The organism is Photobacterium sp. BZF1 (assembly GCF_014349205.1).
Taxonomy (GTDB): domain Bacteria; phylum Pseudomonadota; class Gammaproteobacteria; order Enterobacterales; family Vibrionaceae; genus Photobacterium.
Genome location: NZ_JACSOF010000138.1, coordinates 1 through 17,529 on the forward strand (window position 1 = coordinate 1; position 17,529 = coordinate 17,529).

The following is a 17,529-nucleotide window of genomic DNA, read 5'->3' on the forward strand; positions in this document are numbered from 1 at the left end:
TAATCATCACCATTGTATAAATAACCAGTAGAGAGCGATGGACGTTTCACTTCTGTTAGATGGCCTGAATGACAAACAACGCGAGGCGGTGGCAGCACCGTTAGGTAACCACCTGGTTTTGGCCGGCGCCGGTAGTGGCAAGACCCGGGTCTTGGTCCATCGCATTGCTTGGTTGATGACGATAGAGCAGGCTTCGCCTTACTCCATCATGTCGGTGACGTTTACCAACAAGGCTGCTGCCGAAATGCGTGGCCGAATTAATGAGTTGATGCATGGCTCGTCGGCCGGGATGTGGAATGGTACTTTTCACGGCCTTTGTCACCGTATGCTGCGTGCCCATTATCTTGATGCCGGCCTACCGGAAGACTTCAATATCTTGGATTCCGAAGACCAGATGCGTTTGCTGCGTCGCTTGATCAAAGCCCAGAACTTGGACGAGAAGCAGTGGCCTGCGCGCCAGGCGGCCTGGTACATCAACGAGAAAAAAGACGAGGGGCTACGACCACAGCACATTGATACCTTCAATGATCCGGTCGAGCAGACCTGGTTACGCCTCTACACCGCCTATCAGGAAGCCTGTGACCGTGCCGGCTTGGTCGATTTTGCCGAGCTGTTGCTGCGTGCGTTCGAGCTGCTGCAGCGCAGCAAGCATATCCGCGAGCACTACCAAGCGCGTTTCAAGCACATTTTGGTGGATGAGTTCCAGGATACCAACAACATCCAGTTTGCCTGGCTGCGCTTGATGGCCGGCCCGGACTGCAACGTGATGATTGTGGGTGATGATGACCAGTCTATCTACGGCTGGCGTGGTGCCAAGGTGGAGAACATCCAGCGTTTCTTGAATGACTTCAAGGGGGCGAGTTCTATCTTCCTTGAGCAGAACTACCGCTCGACCGGCAATATCCTAAAAGCGGCCAACGGCCTGATCGCCAACAACAATGAGCGAATGGGCAAAAACCTATGGACCGATGGTGCTGAAGGTGAGTTGATCTCGATTTACTCGGCCTTCAATGAATTGGATGAAGCCCGTTTTGTGGTTGGCAAAATCAAAGAGCTACGTGATCAGGGCGGTGCGCTGAGCGAAGCTGCCCTGCTTTACCGTAGCAATGCCCAGTCGCGGGTATTGGAAGAGGCCTTGATCCAGGCCGGGATGCCATACCGCATTTACGGCGGCATGCGCTTCTTCGAGCGCCAGGAAATCAAGGATGCCCTGTCCTACCTGCGCCTGATTGCTAACCGTAATGATGACGCTTCTTTCGAACGCGTAGTGAATACCCCGACTCGTGGCTTGGGTGATCGCACCCTTGAAACTATCCGCATGGCGGCCCGTGACCGCGGTGCGACGATGTGGCAAGCCAGTATTGCCTTGCTGGAAGAGCAGGTGCTGGCTGGCCGTGCCGCCAACTCACTGCGCCGCTTCATCGAGTTGGTCAATGCACTTGAAGACGACACCCGTGAGCTGCCGCTGTACCAGCAAACCGATGAAGTGATCCGCAACTCCGGCTTGCGCGCCATGTATGAGCAGGAGAAAGGCGAGAAAGCCCAGGCCCGTATTGAAAACTTGGAGGAGTTGGTAACAGCAACCCGCCAGTTCGAGATCCCGGAAGAAGCCGAGGAAATGAGCCCGTTGTCGGCGTTCTTGTCCCATGCCGCGCTAGAGGCCGGTGAAGGCCAGGCCGATGATTTCGAAGATGCGGTCCAGCTGATGACCATGCACAGTGCCAAGGGTTTGGAGTTCCCGGTGGTGTTTATGGTCGGTGTCGAGGAAGGCATGTTCCCGAGTTCGCGCACCACTGAGGAAGTCGGCCGTTTGGAGGAGGAGCGTCGCCTGTGCTACGTGGGTATGACCCGTGCGATGCAGAAGCTCTATATCTCCTATGCGGAAATGCGCCGCCTCTACGGCAAAGATAACTTCCATAAACCGTCACGCTTTATCCGCGAGATCCCGGAAGAGTTCATTGAAGAAGTGCGGATGAAGGCCAAGGTCTCCCGCCCGGCCAGCAGCGGTCGCTTCAGCCAGAGCCAGGTTAACGATAACTTCAACCAGACCGGTTATAGCCTTGGCCAACGGGTCCAGCACCCGAAATTCGGAGAAGGTACCATTATCAACTTCGAGGGTAGCGGAGCCCAGAGCCGGGTTCAGGTCGCCTTCAACGGCGAGGGGATCAAATGGCTGGTCACCCAGTATGCCAAGCTGGAGCCGATGTAATAACTGGCTGGCACATTGTTGATACTGAAATAAAAACCGTGGCAGGAGCCACGGTTTTTTTATGGGTGAAGGGCGTGTGTCCTTATTTCGCGATGACCTTGCCTTCGCGGCGTGGGTCGGCAGCCCCGGTTAGGGTTTTGTCGCTAAGCTTGATGGCCTGGACACCCGAGTTGAGTTCTTTGACCTGCACCTTGAAGCCAAGGGTTTCCAATTTCGGTGCCCATTGCTCGGCCTCGGTATTGGCTTCGAGTTCAAACGGGCCGAAGCGGTTGTTCATGTTCGGCAGGTTGATAGCCTGTTGCAGATCCATTCCCCAGTCGAGGTGGGCTACCAGGGTTTTGGCAACATAACCAATGATTTGGCTGCCACCCGGTGAGCCGATGGCAAGGTACGGCTTGCCTTTTTGCATCACGATGGTCGGTGCCATCGAGGAGCGCGGTCGCTTACCCGGCTCGACCCGGTTGGCTATCGGGCTGCCATTATCATGGCTGCGGAAGGAAAAGTCGGTCAGCTCATTGTTGAGCAGGAAGCCGCGTACCATCACCCGTGAGCCGAAGCCGTTCTCTATGGTGGTGGTCATCGAAATCACGTTGCGGCCCTTGTCGACAATCGAAAAGTGGCTGGTTGAAGGCAGTTCGAGTGATTCGTCCATGGCATAGCGCATGGCGTGATCCCATGGTGGGTTACCGGCTTTGGCCTTGGCCAGGGCTTGGTCGCTGTTGAGCAAGGCGGCCCGTTGCTGGAGGTAGTCGTCGGCAAGCAATCCTTTGGTCGGCATCGGTACATAATCGCTATCGGCCATGTACCTGCCACGATCGGCAAAGGCGAGGCGTGAGGCATCGCCTAGCAAGCGCCAGCTAGTGAGGTTATCTGGCCCCAAATCGCCAAGCGGATAGTGGCTGAGCATGCCCATGATTTGCCCCAGGGTCAGGGCTCCGGAGCTCGGTGGTCCCATCCCGCAAACCTCATATTGGCGGTAAGGGGCACAGACCGCAGGGCGTTCTTTGACCTGGTAGGTTGCCAAATCCATAGTGCTGAGTACGCCCGGGTTGCCGGGGGCGGTGCGTACCGCCTTGACGATGTCCTTGGCAATCTCACCGGTGTAGAAGGCGCTGGCACCGCGCTCGGCAATTTGCCGCAAGGTATCGGCATACTCTGGGTTTTTCAGGGTTTGCCCAGCTTGGATAGGCGTGCCGTCTTCATTGAAGAAATAGGCCTTGGTGGCTTCGAATCGCTGCAGGTGGGCTTTGTCCTTTTCCACTAACGCGGCCAGCCTCGGGCTGACGACAAAGCCCTCTTTGGCGAGGGTAATTGCGGGTTCGAACAACTTCTTCCAGTCCAGTTTGCCGTGGCGCTGGTGGGTATACCACATCAACCTGACGGTCCCTGGGGTACCGACTGAGCGGCCACCAACCACGGCATCAAAGAACTTGAGCGGTTGGCCTTTTTCATCCTGGAACAGCAGCGGGGTCACGGCAAACGGAGCAGTTTCGCGGCCGTCGAAGGTGGTCAGGGCTTTCTTTTTCTGATCCCAATAGACCATGAATGCGCCGCCACCAATGCCTGAGGATTGCGGCTCAGTCAGGCCCAGTACCAACTGGGTAGCCACCATGGCATCAATGGCATTGCCGCCCTGGCGCAGGATTTCGGCACCGGCTTCGCTGGCATAAGGGTTGGCAGAGGCAACCATCCAGTCCTTGCCGGTCACGGCTTGCTGCTCGGTCAGGCCGGTTGCCGCTTCCGGGGCAAGCTGGTCAGCGCTTTGCTGGTTATCTTTGGCAAGGGAGGTAACAGGCAGGGTCAGCAAGCAAGCTGACAACAAGGCAATCCGGTGTTGGTTCCATTCCATGGTTCATTTACTCCTTACTTAGGCTGTAGTTAGCCTAAGTAAGGAGAGGGGGTAATGTCTAACAGTTGGTCGTTTTTTGTGCTGCGGGTCAACCTGCGTAGCAGGCAGCACCGATGGTTAAGCAGAAAGGATGCTGACCCAAATCAGGCTGCCGATCACGGTGAACAGGGCACCGCAGGTGGCATCAATCCAGGGTGTCCATTGCTTGAGTTTCTGTTGTAGGCGTGCCCCGGTCAGTAACCAGGCCAAGAGGGCGAACCACAAGAACGATGTGACCCACAGTAGGCCGATGGCCGTCGCCTTGCCACCGAGGGACATGCTGGCTGGCACCAGTGTCGACAGTAGGCTGATGAAAAAGACCAGTGCCTTGGGGTTGAGGATATTGGTGGTAAAGCCTTTGGCTAGCGCTTGCTTGCGGTTAGCAAGGACCCGCTGTGCAGGCTTGCTTGGCTGGTCTGCCTCGGCCAGGTGACGTTGCTGCCAATGTTGCCATGTACCTTTCAAAGCGCCGAGCCCAAGCCAAAGCAGGTAACTGCCGCCAGCGGCTTGCAATAGGGCAAACAGCATCGGGTGCTGGTGGATCAGCAAGCTGGCCCCGGTTAGGCTGAGAATCGAATGCAGCAGGATCCCCAACGAGAGGCCGAGGGCGATCATGATACCGGTTTGGCGGCCGTAGCGGCCGGCATTCTGTACCACCAAGGCGAAGTCGGGCCCCGGACTCATCAAGGCGACGATATGAACGGTGACTAGGGTAGCTAGGGTGGTTACTTCGTTGATCATAGTGTGTACGGTATCCTTCAAACATCAGGGCACAATGCCCAGCAAGGCGCAGGATGCCTTAACGGTAGGATTGGCGCTTGTAAAAAAATGACAGTGATGGCGATGCCGTGTATTGAAGGCCTGTTATTTGATGTGCGAAGGGGCGACGCCGAACGTTTGCTTGAAGGCATGGGCGAAGTGGGCCTGATCGTAAAAGCCAACGTGGTATGCAACCTCGGTACTGGTGTAGCCAGCTTTCAGTAGTGACATGGCATGCTCCAACCTAAGCCGCGCCAGCCAGGCGTAAGGGGTCATACCGGTGGCTTTCTTGAATTGGCGTAGCAGTTGTGACGGGCTGAGATCGCACAGGCTGGATAGCTGTTCGAGGCTGATTTTCTGATCCAAGTGGGCCATCACATAGTCGCGCAACTGGGCTAAGTCTTTTGAACCCAAGGCTGTGACATTGGCTTCGCGAACCTGACCGTAGTGGGTCAACAAATAGGAAAAGGACTCGATCGGCAAGCTGTCTTTGGCCAGTTGTGACACCAGCGGGTTGTCCAACTGCTGGTGCAATAGGGTCAGCTGCTGGAACAGGGTGTGATCCGCGATTTTATTTTGCGGGAAACTGTAATGGCCCTTGCCCGAGACGTCGTCGGCCTGCTGGCTTAGCCAGTCGGGAGTGATGCTGAAGACCTTGACCTGGTATCCGGTTTGCTCGTTGGGTTGGCCGTCATGGATTTCGTCCGGTGGCATGATCACCAGTTGCCCAGCGCCGGCGATGTGTTTGCTGCCGTTGTAGAAATATTGCTGCTGGCCCTGGGTGATCAGTCCGACATGGTAATCGAGGTGATAATGGCGTTTGAACGCAAAACTTTGGTAATGGGCATCGATTAGGTTGATGTCATCAATGGGGCTTTTGCGATGGCTGATTTTATTCATAATTCGCTCCCCCCTTTGCGATTCGTTGTAAGTACACCATAGCCATTGCGGTGGCGCTTGTAAAAAATCAACGGTGCTACATGCCACTATGCAGCACCGCATTATAGTTTGGTGAAAACCTAGCTGACGGCCGCTTGTTTTTTGTTGCTGCGGTGGTTACGCAGACCTTCGAAGCTGAACACGATCAGTGCTGCCCAGATAAAGGCAAAGGTATAGCCTTTGTCGGCGGTGAAGCTTTCGCCGTAAACGGTGATCGCCAGCAGGAACATCAGGCTCGGGCCTATGTACTGGAAAAAGCCCAGGGTCGAGAGCTTGAGCTTGGTCGCGGCACCGGTAAAGCACAGCAGCGGCAGGGTGGTGACAATACCTGCTGCCATCAGCAATAAATTGGTACTCATCGGGTTAGCTGACCAATCAGAGGTTGCGCTATTGGCAAAGATAAATACGTAGCCGAGTGCCAGAGGCAGCAGCAGACTGGTTTCCATGAACAATCCGGTTGCCGCATCGAGGTTGACCTTCTTGCGAAGCAGGCCATAAAGGCCGAAGCTGGCAGCAAGTGCCAGGGCAATCCAAGGCAGTGAGCCGAATTGGATCAGCTGGACAGCAACACCTGTGGCTGCCAGGGCAACAGCGACCCATTGCAGTGGGCGCAGGCGCTCACCGAGGAACATCATCCCAAGCAAGACATTGAGCAGTGGGTTGATGTAGTAGCCGAGGCTGGCATCGAGCATATAGTTGTTGTTCACTGCCCAAATGAAGATCAGCCAGTTGCCCCCGACCAGCAATGAGGTGGCCAACAGTAGCATCACGACCTTCGGCCGCCCCAGTACGGCCCGGACCTGCCCCCAACCCTTGCTGACAACCAGTAGCAGGGCAAGGAAGACAAACGACCAGATCACCCGGTGGCTGAGAATCTCCATCGCACTGACATGCTGGAGGGATTTGAAATAGATCGGTGCTACCCCCCACATGGTGTAGGCCGATAGGGCGAGGATGACGCCGCGTTGGGTCTGGGTATTTTGCGTTTCCATGGTTACCTGAAAAGTTGGTGCCGAGCTGGCGGGGAGAAATAAATATTCAGTTGCGTATGCACGGGCAGTATAAATCGTGATCGATCTCAATACTATTGCCTTTTTCCTCTACAACTATAGCTGCCAGCAGAGCAAATGATTTGAACCGGGTGTGACTCCCATCAGTGATCCGAATGGTATAGAATAGCCAGCCTTGTCCATCTTCAGGTGCTCCGCTTCGGATCACCAGCGCAATGAGAACGTTATGCCAGCAAGCCAGCCGAGCCAGACCGAGAGCCCAATGACCTGTCAGCAGGTCCTGCAGGAGGTATTCGGCTACCAGGAATTCCGCGAAGGCCAGCAGTCTGTTATCGAGGCGGTGGTCTCTGGCCAGGATTGCCTGGTGATCATGCCGACCGGTGGCGGTAAGTCGCTGTGCTATCAAATTCCGGCTTTGTTGCGCGACGGCCTGACTTTAGTGGTTTCCCCGTTGATTTCCCTAATGAAAGATCAGGTCGACCAACTCAAGGCTAACGGGGTGGCCGCTGCCTGTATCAACTCTACCATGTCGTGGGAAGCCATGCAGGATACCTTTCAGGCGATGGCTCAGGATCAGTTGAAACTGGTCTATGTTTCTCCCGAGCGCTTGCTCAGCCGAGATTTTTCCGAGCGTCTTGCCAGTTTGCCCCTCAGTATGATTGCGGTCGATGAAGCGCACTGTATTTCACAGTGGGGCCATGACTTCCGTCCAGAATACGCGGCGATTGGTAGTTTGCGACAGGCTTTCCCTAAGGTGCCGGTGATTGCCCTGACAGCCACGGCGGATGAGACTACCCGTCAGGACATCGTGGCCCGGCTTGCCCTTCAGGAACAACATACCTATCTCGGTAGCTTTGACCGGCCAAATATCCGCTATACCCTGCAGGAAAAATACAAGCCAATGGCCCAGTTGACCCGCTACCTATCCGGTATGCGTGGCCAGTGTGGCATTGTCTACTGCAACAGTCGCAAGCGGGTGGAGCAGATCAGCGAAAAACTTAATGAGGGTGGGGTCCGGGCAGCGGCCTATCATGCCGGGATGGAGCACGATGAGCGGGCTTGGGTCCAAGAAGCGTTCCAGCGTGATGATGTCCAGATTGTGGTTGCGACCGTGGCTTTCGGCATGGGGATCAACAAGTCCAACGTGCGCTTCGTGGTTCATTATGATATTCCGCGCAATATCGAATCCTACTATCAGGAAACCGGGCGAGCAGGACGTGACGGCCTGCCGGCAGAAGCTATCCTGTTCTACGACCCATCGGATCTCGCTTGGCTGCGCCGCTGCTTGGATGAAAAAGAAGAAGGCCCGCAGAAATTGGTGGAGAGCCATAAGCTCAATGCCATGGGGGCGTTTGCCGAGGCGCAGACTTGCCGCCGCCAGGTGCTGCTCAATTATTTTGGTGAGGCGCGGGAAGAACCCTGTGGCAACTGCGATGTCTGCCTTGACCCGCCCAAGCACTTTGATGCCCTTGAGGTGTCGCAGAAGGCCTTGTCTTGCGTATACCGGGTGAACCAGAGCTTCGGTATTACCCACGTAGTGGAAGTGCTACGCGGTATGCAGAACCAGCGGATCCGCGAGCATGGCCACGACAAGCTCAGCACCTATGGTATCGGCCGTGAGCACAGCCATGAGTTTTGGGTCAGTATTCTGCGCCAGCTTATCCACCGTGGCTTCCTGACCCAGAATATTGTCCGTAGTTCGATCTTGCAGCTGACGGCTAAGGCCCGTGAAGTCCTGCGGGGCGAAGTGCCGCTCGATCTAGCCGTGCCGAGGTTGGATATCGCGGCCCGCAGTGCCAAGAGTGATAAAATGGCTAACCGCCAATACGACAAGAAGTTGTTTGCCAAGCTACGCAAACTGCGCAAAGCGATTGCCGATGAGGAAGATTTGCCACCGTATGTGGTATTCAATGATGCCAGCCTGATGGAGATGGCAGAGCGCCTGCCGACTTCGGCGGGAGAGCTGTTGGCGGTCAACGGGGTCGGGCACCGTAAGCTGGAAAAATACGGTAATGCCTTCATGGGGCTTATCGAAGATCATCTCACCGCAGGTGAAGAAGTCGGTTTCGGGATCGGCTAGAGAGAAAGGCCAGGTAAAAAAATACCGGACAATCCGCGTCCGGTATAAAATGCGTTTTAGATACAAACTGGGGCTTGGCCCCGGCATGCTCTGTTCGCTACAAAACAGCTTGCGTATTTGGTGAGAATGTTAAATTCACCGATTGCTAACCGAGTTTCCCCGATTGGCAACAACCTCATAAAACCATGAACCTCGCCCCTTGGCTAGAGGCTGGTTATTGCTTGATACGCAAGGAAACAATTGGTTACAGGAAACCTTCTGCGACCTCCCATTGTTAAAAGGAATATAGCGCCATGACTGGAAGCTCACCTTACTGGTGCCGCCATGTTGACAGTGCCGCAAGGCTGCTTGAGATCGGTAGCCCTGATTTCGACTACGATAATTTTGCCGAGGTTGCTGAGACTTTGTTGCAGCACCTCGGCATGACTGTGTTAGAGCAAGAGGCCAATGCTGACTTGCATGTGTGGCTGGTGGATTTTGAAGGTTGCCAGTTACTGCTCAAAGGGGAGCACTACAGCAGCCAGATGTGGCTGGAAGGGCTCGGCAGTGATGCTGGGGAAACACTGTTATTCCTTGCTGGGTTGCTCGGCAAGCGGTGAAACACTGGGCAAAGCGGTGGTTTGCTGTATAATCCCCGCCTTCGGTTGCTACTGGCAGTGTGAGAGCTGGCAGTGGTGTTTTGGGTTCCCTCTCCCCCAATGACAAAAAGGTCTGACAATGACGACTTCTCAATTTTCGCCCGCGCAGCAGCGCAAGGCGCTTTCTTTCCTGGTGGTTTTCCACCTGCTTATTATCGCATCGAGCAACTACCTGGTGCAGCTCCCTTTTACCGTGATGGGATTCCATACTACCTGGGGTGCTTTTACCTTTCCGTTTATCTTTCTGGCAACAGACCTGACGGTCCGTATTTTCGGGGCGGGTATGGCAAGGAAAATTATCCTGCGGGTGATGATGCCGGCCCTATTGATTTCCTATGTCCTGTCTGTCCTGTTCTATCAGGGAGAGTATCAGGGGCTTGGTCATCTTGGGGAATTTAACCTGTTCGTTGCCCGGATAGCGATTGCCAGCTTCATGGCTTACCTGCTAGGCCAGATCATGGATGTGTCGGTATTCAACCGCCTTCGCCAGACCAAGCAATGGTGGGTTGCGCCGAGCTGCTCGACACTATTTGGTAATGCGCTTGATACCTTGGCCTTCTTCGCGATTGCGTTCTATAACAGCCCAGATGCGTTCATGGCTGAGAACTGGGTGGAGATAGCCCTGGTTGATTATGGCTTCAAGTTACTTATCAGCCTTGGCTTGTTTGTGCCGATGTACGGTGTACTGCTTAATTACCTGATTGGTAAGTTAACCACTTTGTCGCCGGCCACGCCCGAGGGGGAAAGCCAGCGGCACAACACGCTAGGTGTATAGCTTTCCCTTCTTTGGGTTTCACACCATAATAAGCACAGTTTAAGGCCAGCATTGCTGGCCTTATTATTTTCAAACGGATTAATCGCTCTGAAGGTTAATCCGTTTGGTAGACAGGAGGAAGTATGCATATCCGAGAGGCCAGTATCGAAGAAGCGGTAACCGTGTTGGCCGCCATTAGTGAGTTTGCCCGTCCTGCCACTGAGGATGAAATCAAGCAACGACTTCGTGGTCACCGGGCACTGATATTGGTGGCCGAGCAAGACGGTAAATTGGTCGGGGTAAAAATTGGCTATCAGCTATCGGAAGAGTGTTTTTACAGTTGGTTGGGTGGTGTGGCACCGGCTGGCCGCCGGGGTGGGGTGGCCCAGGCTTTGTTAGAGGCACAGGAAGAATGGGTGGTGGCGCAAGGCTATCAGGAGCTGAGGGTGAAATCCCGCAACCGCTTCCCTGCGATGCTGCGTCTATTGCTGAGAAATGGCTATCAAATAGAACACTTGGAGAAAAAAGACGGCATTGAAGACTACCGTCTGCACTTCATCAAACAACTAAATGACAACAATTCTCAATAAAATGCTTGCATCTTAAATGAGAATGGTTATTATTAACTTGCACTCAGCGAGAACAGTAACAAAGAGTTCTCGTTTGAAGGCACGACATTGCTCACATTGCTTCCAGTGTACTTTAGCTAGGGTGGGTTTTTAGTGTAGGGCTGAAAACACAATCCCTTCTGCTGAGCGGCGACTACTTCCAGGTCTTGATAATGGAAAGTAGTGCCGCTTTTTCTTTATCTGCAATTAGCACCAAAAGTGCTAGGCAATCTTCACCAATTCCTTGACCAATTTATTGATCCCCTCTGCCGCCTCGGAAATGCTGCCGGCTAGCATATAGGCCGGCGTTGTCAGTAGACGGCGTTTTTGATCCAATACGTAATCACTGACCGGGCACTTGATATGTTCGCCCCCCATTAGGGTGAACGCCTTGGCCGTATCTGGATCATTGCCTATGGTGCCTTTGGCTCCCGGGCCATAGATCAGCGGGATCATAGCAGGGGCAATACACAAATAACCGGCAGGTTTTTCTTCCTCAGCAAACTTCTGGCACACCCGCTTAACCTCAGGGTGGATAGTGCATTCGCTGCCCTTGAAAGCGAAATCGGAGAGGTTCTTGGCTGCACCGAATCCGCCGGGTAGCAGCAGGGCGTCATACTGGCTGGGATCCAAGCTCGCCAGATCATCGATTTGACCGCGGGCGATCCGGGCCGCCTCAGTCAATACATTCCTTGTTTCTTCCATTTCTTCACCGGTCAGGTGGTTGATCACATGGTGCTGATCCATATTCGGGGCAAAGCAGTGCCAACTGGCACCTTCTTGCTCGATGGCAAGCAGTGCGAGGACGGATTCATGGATTTCGGCACCGTCAAACACGCCTGAGCCGCTCAAAATAACTGCGATTTTCTTCATAATGGCTCCCTTTATCGTCAGATTTGTCTATTTTTACTCTCAGTTCATCTTATTTCAGTATGTGCTGCTAACTTTTTCCACAATTAACGATCATTTCAGGAACGTGGATCTATTGAGCGATATTGATATAAGTTGCTGTATTTTATTGTTTTTATGTCTGTGTTTTTTGTGGTGTTAAAATTTGATCAACGCTTTAAAATGAACTACCAACAAACTTATCCACAGATGTGCCCCCCAAACTGGAAAACAGCAGTTAACAGTTGGGGGTAGTCATGGCATCCTAGTGCCCTAACTCTTTCATCCCCCGGATATAAGAATATCTTTATGGCAACTATCCCAGAAAATCCACTTATTCTGATTGATGGATCATCTTATCTTTATCGTGCCTACCACGCTGCGCCTAACTTCACTAATTCAGACGGTGAACCAACCGGAGCGGTGTATGGTGTTGTGAACATGCTGCGCAGTATGTTGCGCCAGTTTTCCACCGAGCACATTGCCGTCATCTTTGATGCAAAAGGCAAAACATTCCGCGACGAGATGTACCCGGAATACAAGGCCAACCGTCCGCCAATGCCGGATGATCTCCGCTCTCAGATCGAGCCGCTCCATGCTGTGATCAAGGCCATGGGCCTGCCGCTGATTTCGATTTCCGGGGTAGAGGCCGATGATGTGATCGGTACCTTGGCCAGCCAGGCATCTAAAGCGGGTATGCCGGTATTGATCAGTACCGGTGATAAAGATATGGCCCAACTGGTTGATGAGAATATTACCCTGATCAACACCATGACCGATGTGGTAATGGATCCAGCTGGGGTTGTTGATAAGTTTGGTATCGGCCCAGAGCTGATCATCGACTACCTTGCCCTGATGGGTGACAAGGTCGATAACATCCCGGGTGTGCCGGGCGTTGGTGAAAAGACGGCCAAGGCCCTACTGACAGGTATTGGTGGCCTAGATGCGTTGTACGCCAACCTCGATGATATTGCCCCGCTGGGTTTCCGTGGTTCGAAAACCATGTCGAAAAAGCTGCTCGATAACAAGGAAGCGGCATACTTGTCCTATGAGTTGGCGACAATCAAACTGGATGTCGAGTTGGATGTCACGCCGGATCAGTTGGTGAAAACCACGCCGGACACCGATGAGCTAACCAAGCTGTTTGGCCAGCTGCAGTTCCGTCGCTGGTTGTCTGAAATGCTTGATGGCAGTGACGGCCGTATTGTAGCCGATGAAAAATCGGCAGCGCCCGCTGCTGAGGCAAAGCCGGTTGCCCCTGTGATTGACCGCAGTGGCTATGAAACCGTGCTGGACGAAGCGGCATTCAACCAGTGGCTGGAAAAACTGAGCACGGCAGAGGTCGTCGCGTTCGATACCGAGACCGATGGCTTGGATTATATGACAGCTAACCTGGTTGGTGTGTCATTTGCCGTGGAAGAAGGTAAAGCAGCCTACGTGCCGGTTGCCCATGATTATCTCGATGCCCCGGCCCAGCTTGACCGCGATTGGGTACTGGCCCAACTCAAGCCGCTGCTGGAAGACCCGAGCAAGGACAAAGTAGGCCAGAACCTTAAGTTCGATGCCAGTATTCTTGCCCGCTATGGTATCGAGATGCAGGGGATCCGCTTTGACACCATGCTAGAGTCTTACGTGTTCAATAGCGTGGTAGGCCGCCATGATATGGATAGCCTGTCGCTGCGTTACCTCGAGCACAAGACCATCAGCTTTGAAGATATTGCCGGCAAGGGAAAAAAGCAGCTGACCTTCAACCAGATCGATCTGGAACAGGCTGGTCCTTATGCCGCCGAAGATGCAGATATTACCCTGCGCCTGCATAATGTGTTGCTTGAGAAAGTAAATGCCGATGACAAGCTCAAATCAGTATTTGACGATATCGAGATGCCACTGGTACCGGTCTTGTCACGCATGGAGCGTACCGGGGTATTGATTGACAGCATGCTGCTTGGCGCGCAGTCAACCGAGATTGCTGCCCGCCTTGATGAGCTGGAAAAGCAAGCTTTCGAGATTGCGGGTGATGAATTCAACCTGAGCTCGCCAAAACAGCTCCAGGCTATTTTGTTTGAGAAAATGGGCCTGCCGGTTCTGAAGAAAACCCCATCAGGTACCCCTTCGACCAATGAAGAGGTGCTGCAGGAGCTGGCATTGGATTACCCGCTGCCGAAGTTGATCCTGGAATACCGCAGCCTGGCGAAACTGAAATCAACCTATACCGACAAGCTGCCGAAGATGGTGAACCCGGCAACAGGCCGTGTTCATACCTCATACCACCAGGCTGTGACTGCGACGGGGCGTTTGTCTTCAAGTGACCCTAACCTGCAGAACATCCCGGTTCGTAATGATGAAGGACGCCGTATCCGCCAAGCTTTCATTGCACCGACGGGTTATAAGGTATTGGCGGTCGACTATTCACAGATTGAGCTGCGTATTATGGCGCACCTATCCGGTGATCAGGCCCTGCTAGATGCCTTCAACCACGGTAAAGATATTCACGCCGCAACCGCAGCTGAAATCTTGGGGATCCCGCTTGAGTCGGTGACCAGCGAGCAGCGTCGCCGTGCCAAGGCAATCAACTTCGGCCTGATCTACGGCATGAGTGCATTTGGCTTGGCCAAGCAGTTGGATATGGGCCGTAACGAAGCGCAGGATTACATGAATGTGTACTTCGAACGCTACCCAGGCGTACTGGAATACATGGAAAGCACCCGCAACCAGGCCAGCGAGCAAGGATATGTAGAAACACTGTTTGGCCGTCGTTTGCACCTGCCTGATATCAAGTCACGTAACGGCATGCGCCGCAAGGCAGCTGAGCGTGCGGCGATCAATGCCCCGATGCAGGGTACCGCTGCCGATATTATTAAACGTGCCATGGTGTTGGTGGATGAATGGGTCGGTCAGCAACCTGAAGGTCGAGTTCGCCTTCTAATGCAAGTTCATGACGAACTTGTATTTGAGGTACAGGAGTCGGAGGTCGACAACGTTTCTGCCGAGGTTCGCCGTTTGATGGAATCTGCGGCTGAACTGGCTGTTCCGCTCATTGCCGATGCCGGTACCGGTGATAATTGGGATCAGGCGCACTAATTCAGCTCGAATGTTCCTAAACGTAAGAAATTAGCCAGCCTTGCTGGCTATTTTTTTGCTGAAATTATTCGCTCAGCGACTTACGAAGTTTAGAAACTACTTACGAGATCTTGAAAAAAAATTACAAAAAGTCTTTTCAAGACTGAGCAATTGATATACAGTTAGAGGCGTAGGGTACAGAGGTAAGATGTTCTATCTTTCAGACCTTTTGTTTCACGTTATTGGATTTGGCTGATTCAGCCGCCCTGGTCATTTGACCAGGGCGTTTTTTATTGCGCCAAAGAAAAATTCATTCCCCCAAACTTCCCGTTTATATTTTGATCATATTGGCGCTGATTGGTTGCCAACTCATCTATTTAGTTACCGAATACTTGTACTGGAAGCTTTTGTTGCCAGACTTTACTCTTGTTGCTGATTATTTCTTCACTTGTTTTTAGAGTAATTACTTTAATTTTGTCGTTCAGATGGCTATACTCTTGTTTGCTTCTTGTTCATATTTGTTTTCGGTAGTGGGTTTCAAACCGGCTAGCCAACAAATACATGAAATCGCCATCCTGGATTTGGGGTGGCTTTTTTTTATCCAGCCTGTCATCAAACTGTAATTTAATTCCATTTTGGGATGTCTTCATCGGCTTGCTGCCATCTTTATTTTTAATAAAAAACAACTTTCCCCGGTAAAGTGCACCAACCGCCTAAAACTGGATATTTACCGCTGGAAACCAAGGCAGGATCTGAGTCCGGATGTTGCCCAAAACACACTTATGGGATAAAAAACTTGCGTTGGTGGGGGAAATCACTGATGCTTTCGAAACAAATATAAAAACCTCCTATTTCTCTCCCATTGCCCCGCCTTGCTGGTGGGGTATTTTTATTGTGGTGCATAGCTCAGGTTGTTGCTTGATATTGCCAAGTGCAAAAAAAAGCTCCCGGTTGGGAGCTTTGATGTTTGTTTTGCTTTTCGGTGTATTTAGCGAAAGCTTATTCTTCGTCTTGAATGTCGTCTTCTTCAAGCATCGCCAACTGGCGCTCAAGCTCAGGGGCAAACCATTCGTCCAGTTTGCGGCGGACTTGGTCAACACCGATCCCTTTGAGTGATGAGAAGGCTTCTACCTGCACATCGCCACCGAAGGTCTTGACGCTGTCGCGTACTTTCATCAGTTGCTGCTTGCGGGCACCGCTCTTTAATTTGTCGGCCTTGGTCAGTAGAACCAGTACTGGCAGGCGGCTTTCGATCGCCCACATGATCATCTGCTGATCCAGATCTTTAAGTGGGTGGCGGATATCCATCAATACCACTAGGCCCTGCAGGCATTCACGCTTTTGTAGGTATTCACCCAGCGATTCCTGCCATTTCAGTTTCATTTCCAGTGGAACCTGGGCGTAGCCATAGCCAGGCAAGTCAATCAGGTTACAACCTGGTACCACTTCGAACATGTTGATCAATTGGGTACGGCCAGGCGTTTTAGAAGTACGGGCTAGGCTTTTTTGGTCGGTGATGCGGTTTAGGGCACTCGACTTACCTGCATTGGAGCGGCCAGCAAATGCGATCTCAACGCCTGTGTCGTTTGGCAAGTGTCGGATTGTCGGTGCACTTGTGATAAATCCTGTGTTTCTATAGTTGAGAGGTTGATTCACTGTTAACTCCGTCAAGTCTTGATGTAGTCGACTGATTACTTTTATGTGAAATTGTGTAAAATATACGAAAACCGAGCTCGGTTAGTGGTCGCATTGTATACCATGTTACTGAGCATTACTTGTGGTACTGGAAGCTCTATAATTATAAACGGAATGTCATGAAGAAATTAGCACTGATATTGACTCTGCTGGCCAGTTGCTCAGCCTGGGCCCAGGGAGATGCAGAAGCCGGAAAGGCGAAAGCCGCAACATGTGCCGCCTGCCATGGTGCAGATGGTAATGGGATTATGGCGCAATACCCTAAGATCGCCGGCCAGCATGCAGGTTACCTCGAAAAGCAGCTCAAAGATTTCAAACTTGCGATGAGCTCTGGTGGTGCGCAAGGCCGTAATGATCCTGTCATGGGTGGCATGGCCATGCCGCTGACCGAGCAGGATATGGCTGACCTTGCAGCCTACTATGCCTCACTGCCTATCTCTGATAACACCACACCTGAATCGTCGATTGAGATCGGCCAGACCCTATACCGCTTCGGTGATGCCGAGCGTGGTGTGACTGCCTGTACCGCTTGCCACGGTCCACGCGGTAATGGCACCAGCCTGTCAGGTTTCCCTAAAATCTCTGGCCAGAATGCCGAATACGTCAAGCTACAGCTGGAGAAATTCCGCGACGGCCAACGTGTTAATGACATGAATGCCATGATGCGTGCGGTGGCAGCCAAGCTTACCGATGACGAAATTACCGCCCTGTCACAGTATGTGGGCGGCTTGCACTAAATTTTACTTCAGCCTGGCTTCCAGTCGGTGGTGAGAAAAGGGCAGCTTCGGCTGCCTTTTTTATTGGTTTGTTGTCCGCAGAACTGCAAGAAAATGACAGCGTTTGCAGCCGAAAACGCAAATAACTGCGTGGCGTGTGAGAGATCGGCCATTCGTACCGGTTAATGTTGATGAAGTTGTTAATAGTGATCAACTAAAAACTCCAATAAAACATGGTGTTGTGAGTATTGAAATAAAGTTACAGTTAAGAGTTCTGTGGCGGGG

General features: G+C 52.7%; 13 protein-coding genes. 7 read left to right on the forward strand and 6 right to left on the reverse strand.

Annotation, left to right across the window (positions count from 1 at the left end; all coding sequences use genetic code 11):
* The first annotated feature begins 37 nt into the window (after nt 1-37).
* On the forward strand, nt 38-2,209 hold the full coding sequence (gene uvrD / locus BIZ37_RS23690; protein ID WP_107300301.1) for a DNA helicase II: 2,172 nt from the start codon (nt 38-40) through the stop codon (nt 2,207-2,209).
* Nucleotides 2,210-2,291: 82 nt separating this feature from the next.
* Here the strand turns inward: uvrD and ggt are convergent, their stop codons facing one another.
* The 4 genes from ggt to rarD form a co-directional block, all read right to left on the reverse strand.
* Nucleotides 2,292-4,058: a gamma-glutamyltransferase gene (gene ggt, locus BIZ37_RS23695; protein ID WP_187463604.1), complete on the reverse strand. Its 1,767-nt coding sequence runs from the start codon at nt 4,056-4,058 to the stop codon at nt 2,292-2,294.
* Nucleotides 4,059-4,175: 117 nt separating this feature from the next.
* Nucleotides 4,176-4,835, reverse strand: a complete 660-nt coding sequence (locus tag BIZ37_RS23700; protein WP_187463613.1) for a LysE family translocator — start codon at nt 4,833-4,835, stop codon at nt 4,176-4,178.
* 126 nt (nt 4,836-4,961) lie between these two features.
* Nucleotides 4,962-5,756, reverse strand: a complete 795-nt coding sequence (locus BIZ37_RS23705; RefSeq protein ID WP_187463605.1) for an AraC family transcriptional regulator — start codon at nt 5,754-5,756, stop codon at nt 4,962-4,964.
* 119 nt (nt 5,757-5,875) lie between these two features.
* A complete protein-coding gene (gene rarD, locus BIZ37_RS23710) occupies nt 5,876-6,787 on the reverse strand; it encodes an EamA family transporter RarD (RefSeq protein WP_187463606.1) in 912 nt (303 codons plus the stop codon).
* Nucleotides 6,788-7,031: 244 nt separating this feature from the next.
* On the opposite strand from rarD, the gene recQ reads away from it, so the two are divergent.
* From recQ to BIZ37_RS23730, 4 genes are all read left to right on the forward strand, one after another.
* Nucleotides 7,032-8,885, forward strand: a complete 1,854-nt coding sequence (recQ, locus tag BIZ37_RS23715) for an ATP-dependent DNA helicase RecQ (RefSeq protein ID WP_187463607.1) — start codon at nt 7,032-7,034, stop codon at nt 8,883-8,885.
* A 293-nt stretch (nt 8,886-9,178) separates the two neighbouring features.
* Nucleotides 9,179-9,484 carry a DUF3630 family protein gene (locus BIZ37_RS23720; protein WP_187463608.1) on the forward strand — a complete coding sequence of 102 codons (306 nt, stop codon included), beginning with the start codon at nt 9,179-9,181 and terminating at the stop codon, nt 9,482-9,484.
* A gap of 118 nt (nt 9,485-9,602) precedes the next feature.
* The gene (locus BIZ37_RS23725) at nt 9,603-10,298 is read left to right on the forward strand and encodes a 7-cyano-7-deazaguanine/7-aminomethyl-7-deazaguanine transporter (RefSeq protein ID WP_187463609.1); all 696 of its coding nucleotides are present in this window, start codon (nt 9,603-9,605) and stop codon (nt 10,296-10,298) included.
* 122 nt (nt 10,299-10,420) lie between these two features.
* Nucleotides 10,421-10,867: a GNAT family N-acetyltransferase gene (locus BIZ37_RS23730; protein ID WP_187463610.1), complete on the forward strand. Its 447-nt coding sequence runs from the start codon at nt 10,421-10,423 to the stop codon at nt 10,865-10,867.
* Nucleotides 10,868-11,107: 240 nt separating this feature from the next.
* On the opposite strand, the gene elbB is transcribed toward BIZ37_RS23730, so the two are convergent.
* Nucleotides 11,108-11,758 carry an isoprenoid biosynthesis glyoxalase ElbB gene (gene elbB, locus BIZ37_RS23735; RefSeq protein WP_187463611.1) on the reverse strand — a complete coding sequence of 217 codons (651 nt, stop codon included), beginning with the start codon at nt 11,756-11,758 and terminating at the stop codon, nt 11,108-11,110.
* Between the two features lie 324 nt (nt 11,759-12,082).
* Here elbB and polA point away from each other — a divergent pair, with 324 nt between their 5' ends.
* Nucleotides 12,083-14,854, forward strand: a complete 2,772-nt coding sequence (gene polA / locus BIZ37_RS23740; protein ID WP_187463612.1) for a DNA polymerase I — start codon at nt 12,083-12,085, stop codon at nt 14,852-14,854.
* 978 nt (nt 14,855-15,832) lie between these two features.
* On the opposite strand, the gene yihA is transcribed toward polA, so the two are convergent.
* Complete coding sequence (yihA, locus tag BIZ37_RS23745) at nt 15,833-16,489, reverse strand: ribosome biogenesis GTP-binding protein YihA/YsxC (RefSeq protein WP_107300291.1); 657 nt, start codon at nt 16,487-16,489, stop codon at nt 15,833-15,835.
* A gap of 158 nt (nt 16,490-16,647) precedes the next feature.
* On the opposite strand from yihA, the gene BIZ37_RS23750 reads away from it, so the two are divergent.
* On the forward strand, nt 16,648-17,265 hold the full coding sequence (locus BIZ37_RS23750) for a cytochrome c (RefSeq protein ID WP_107300290.1): 618 nt from the start codon (nt 16,648-16,650) through the stop codon (nt 17,263-17,265).
* Nucleotides 17,266-17,529 lie beyond the last annotated feature (264 nt).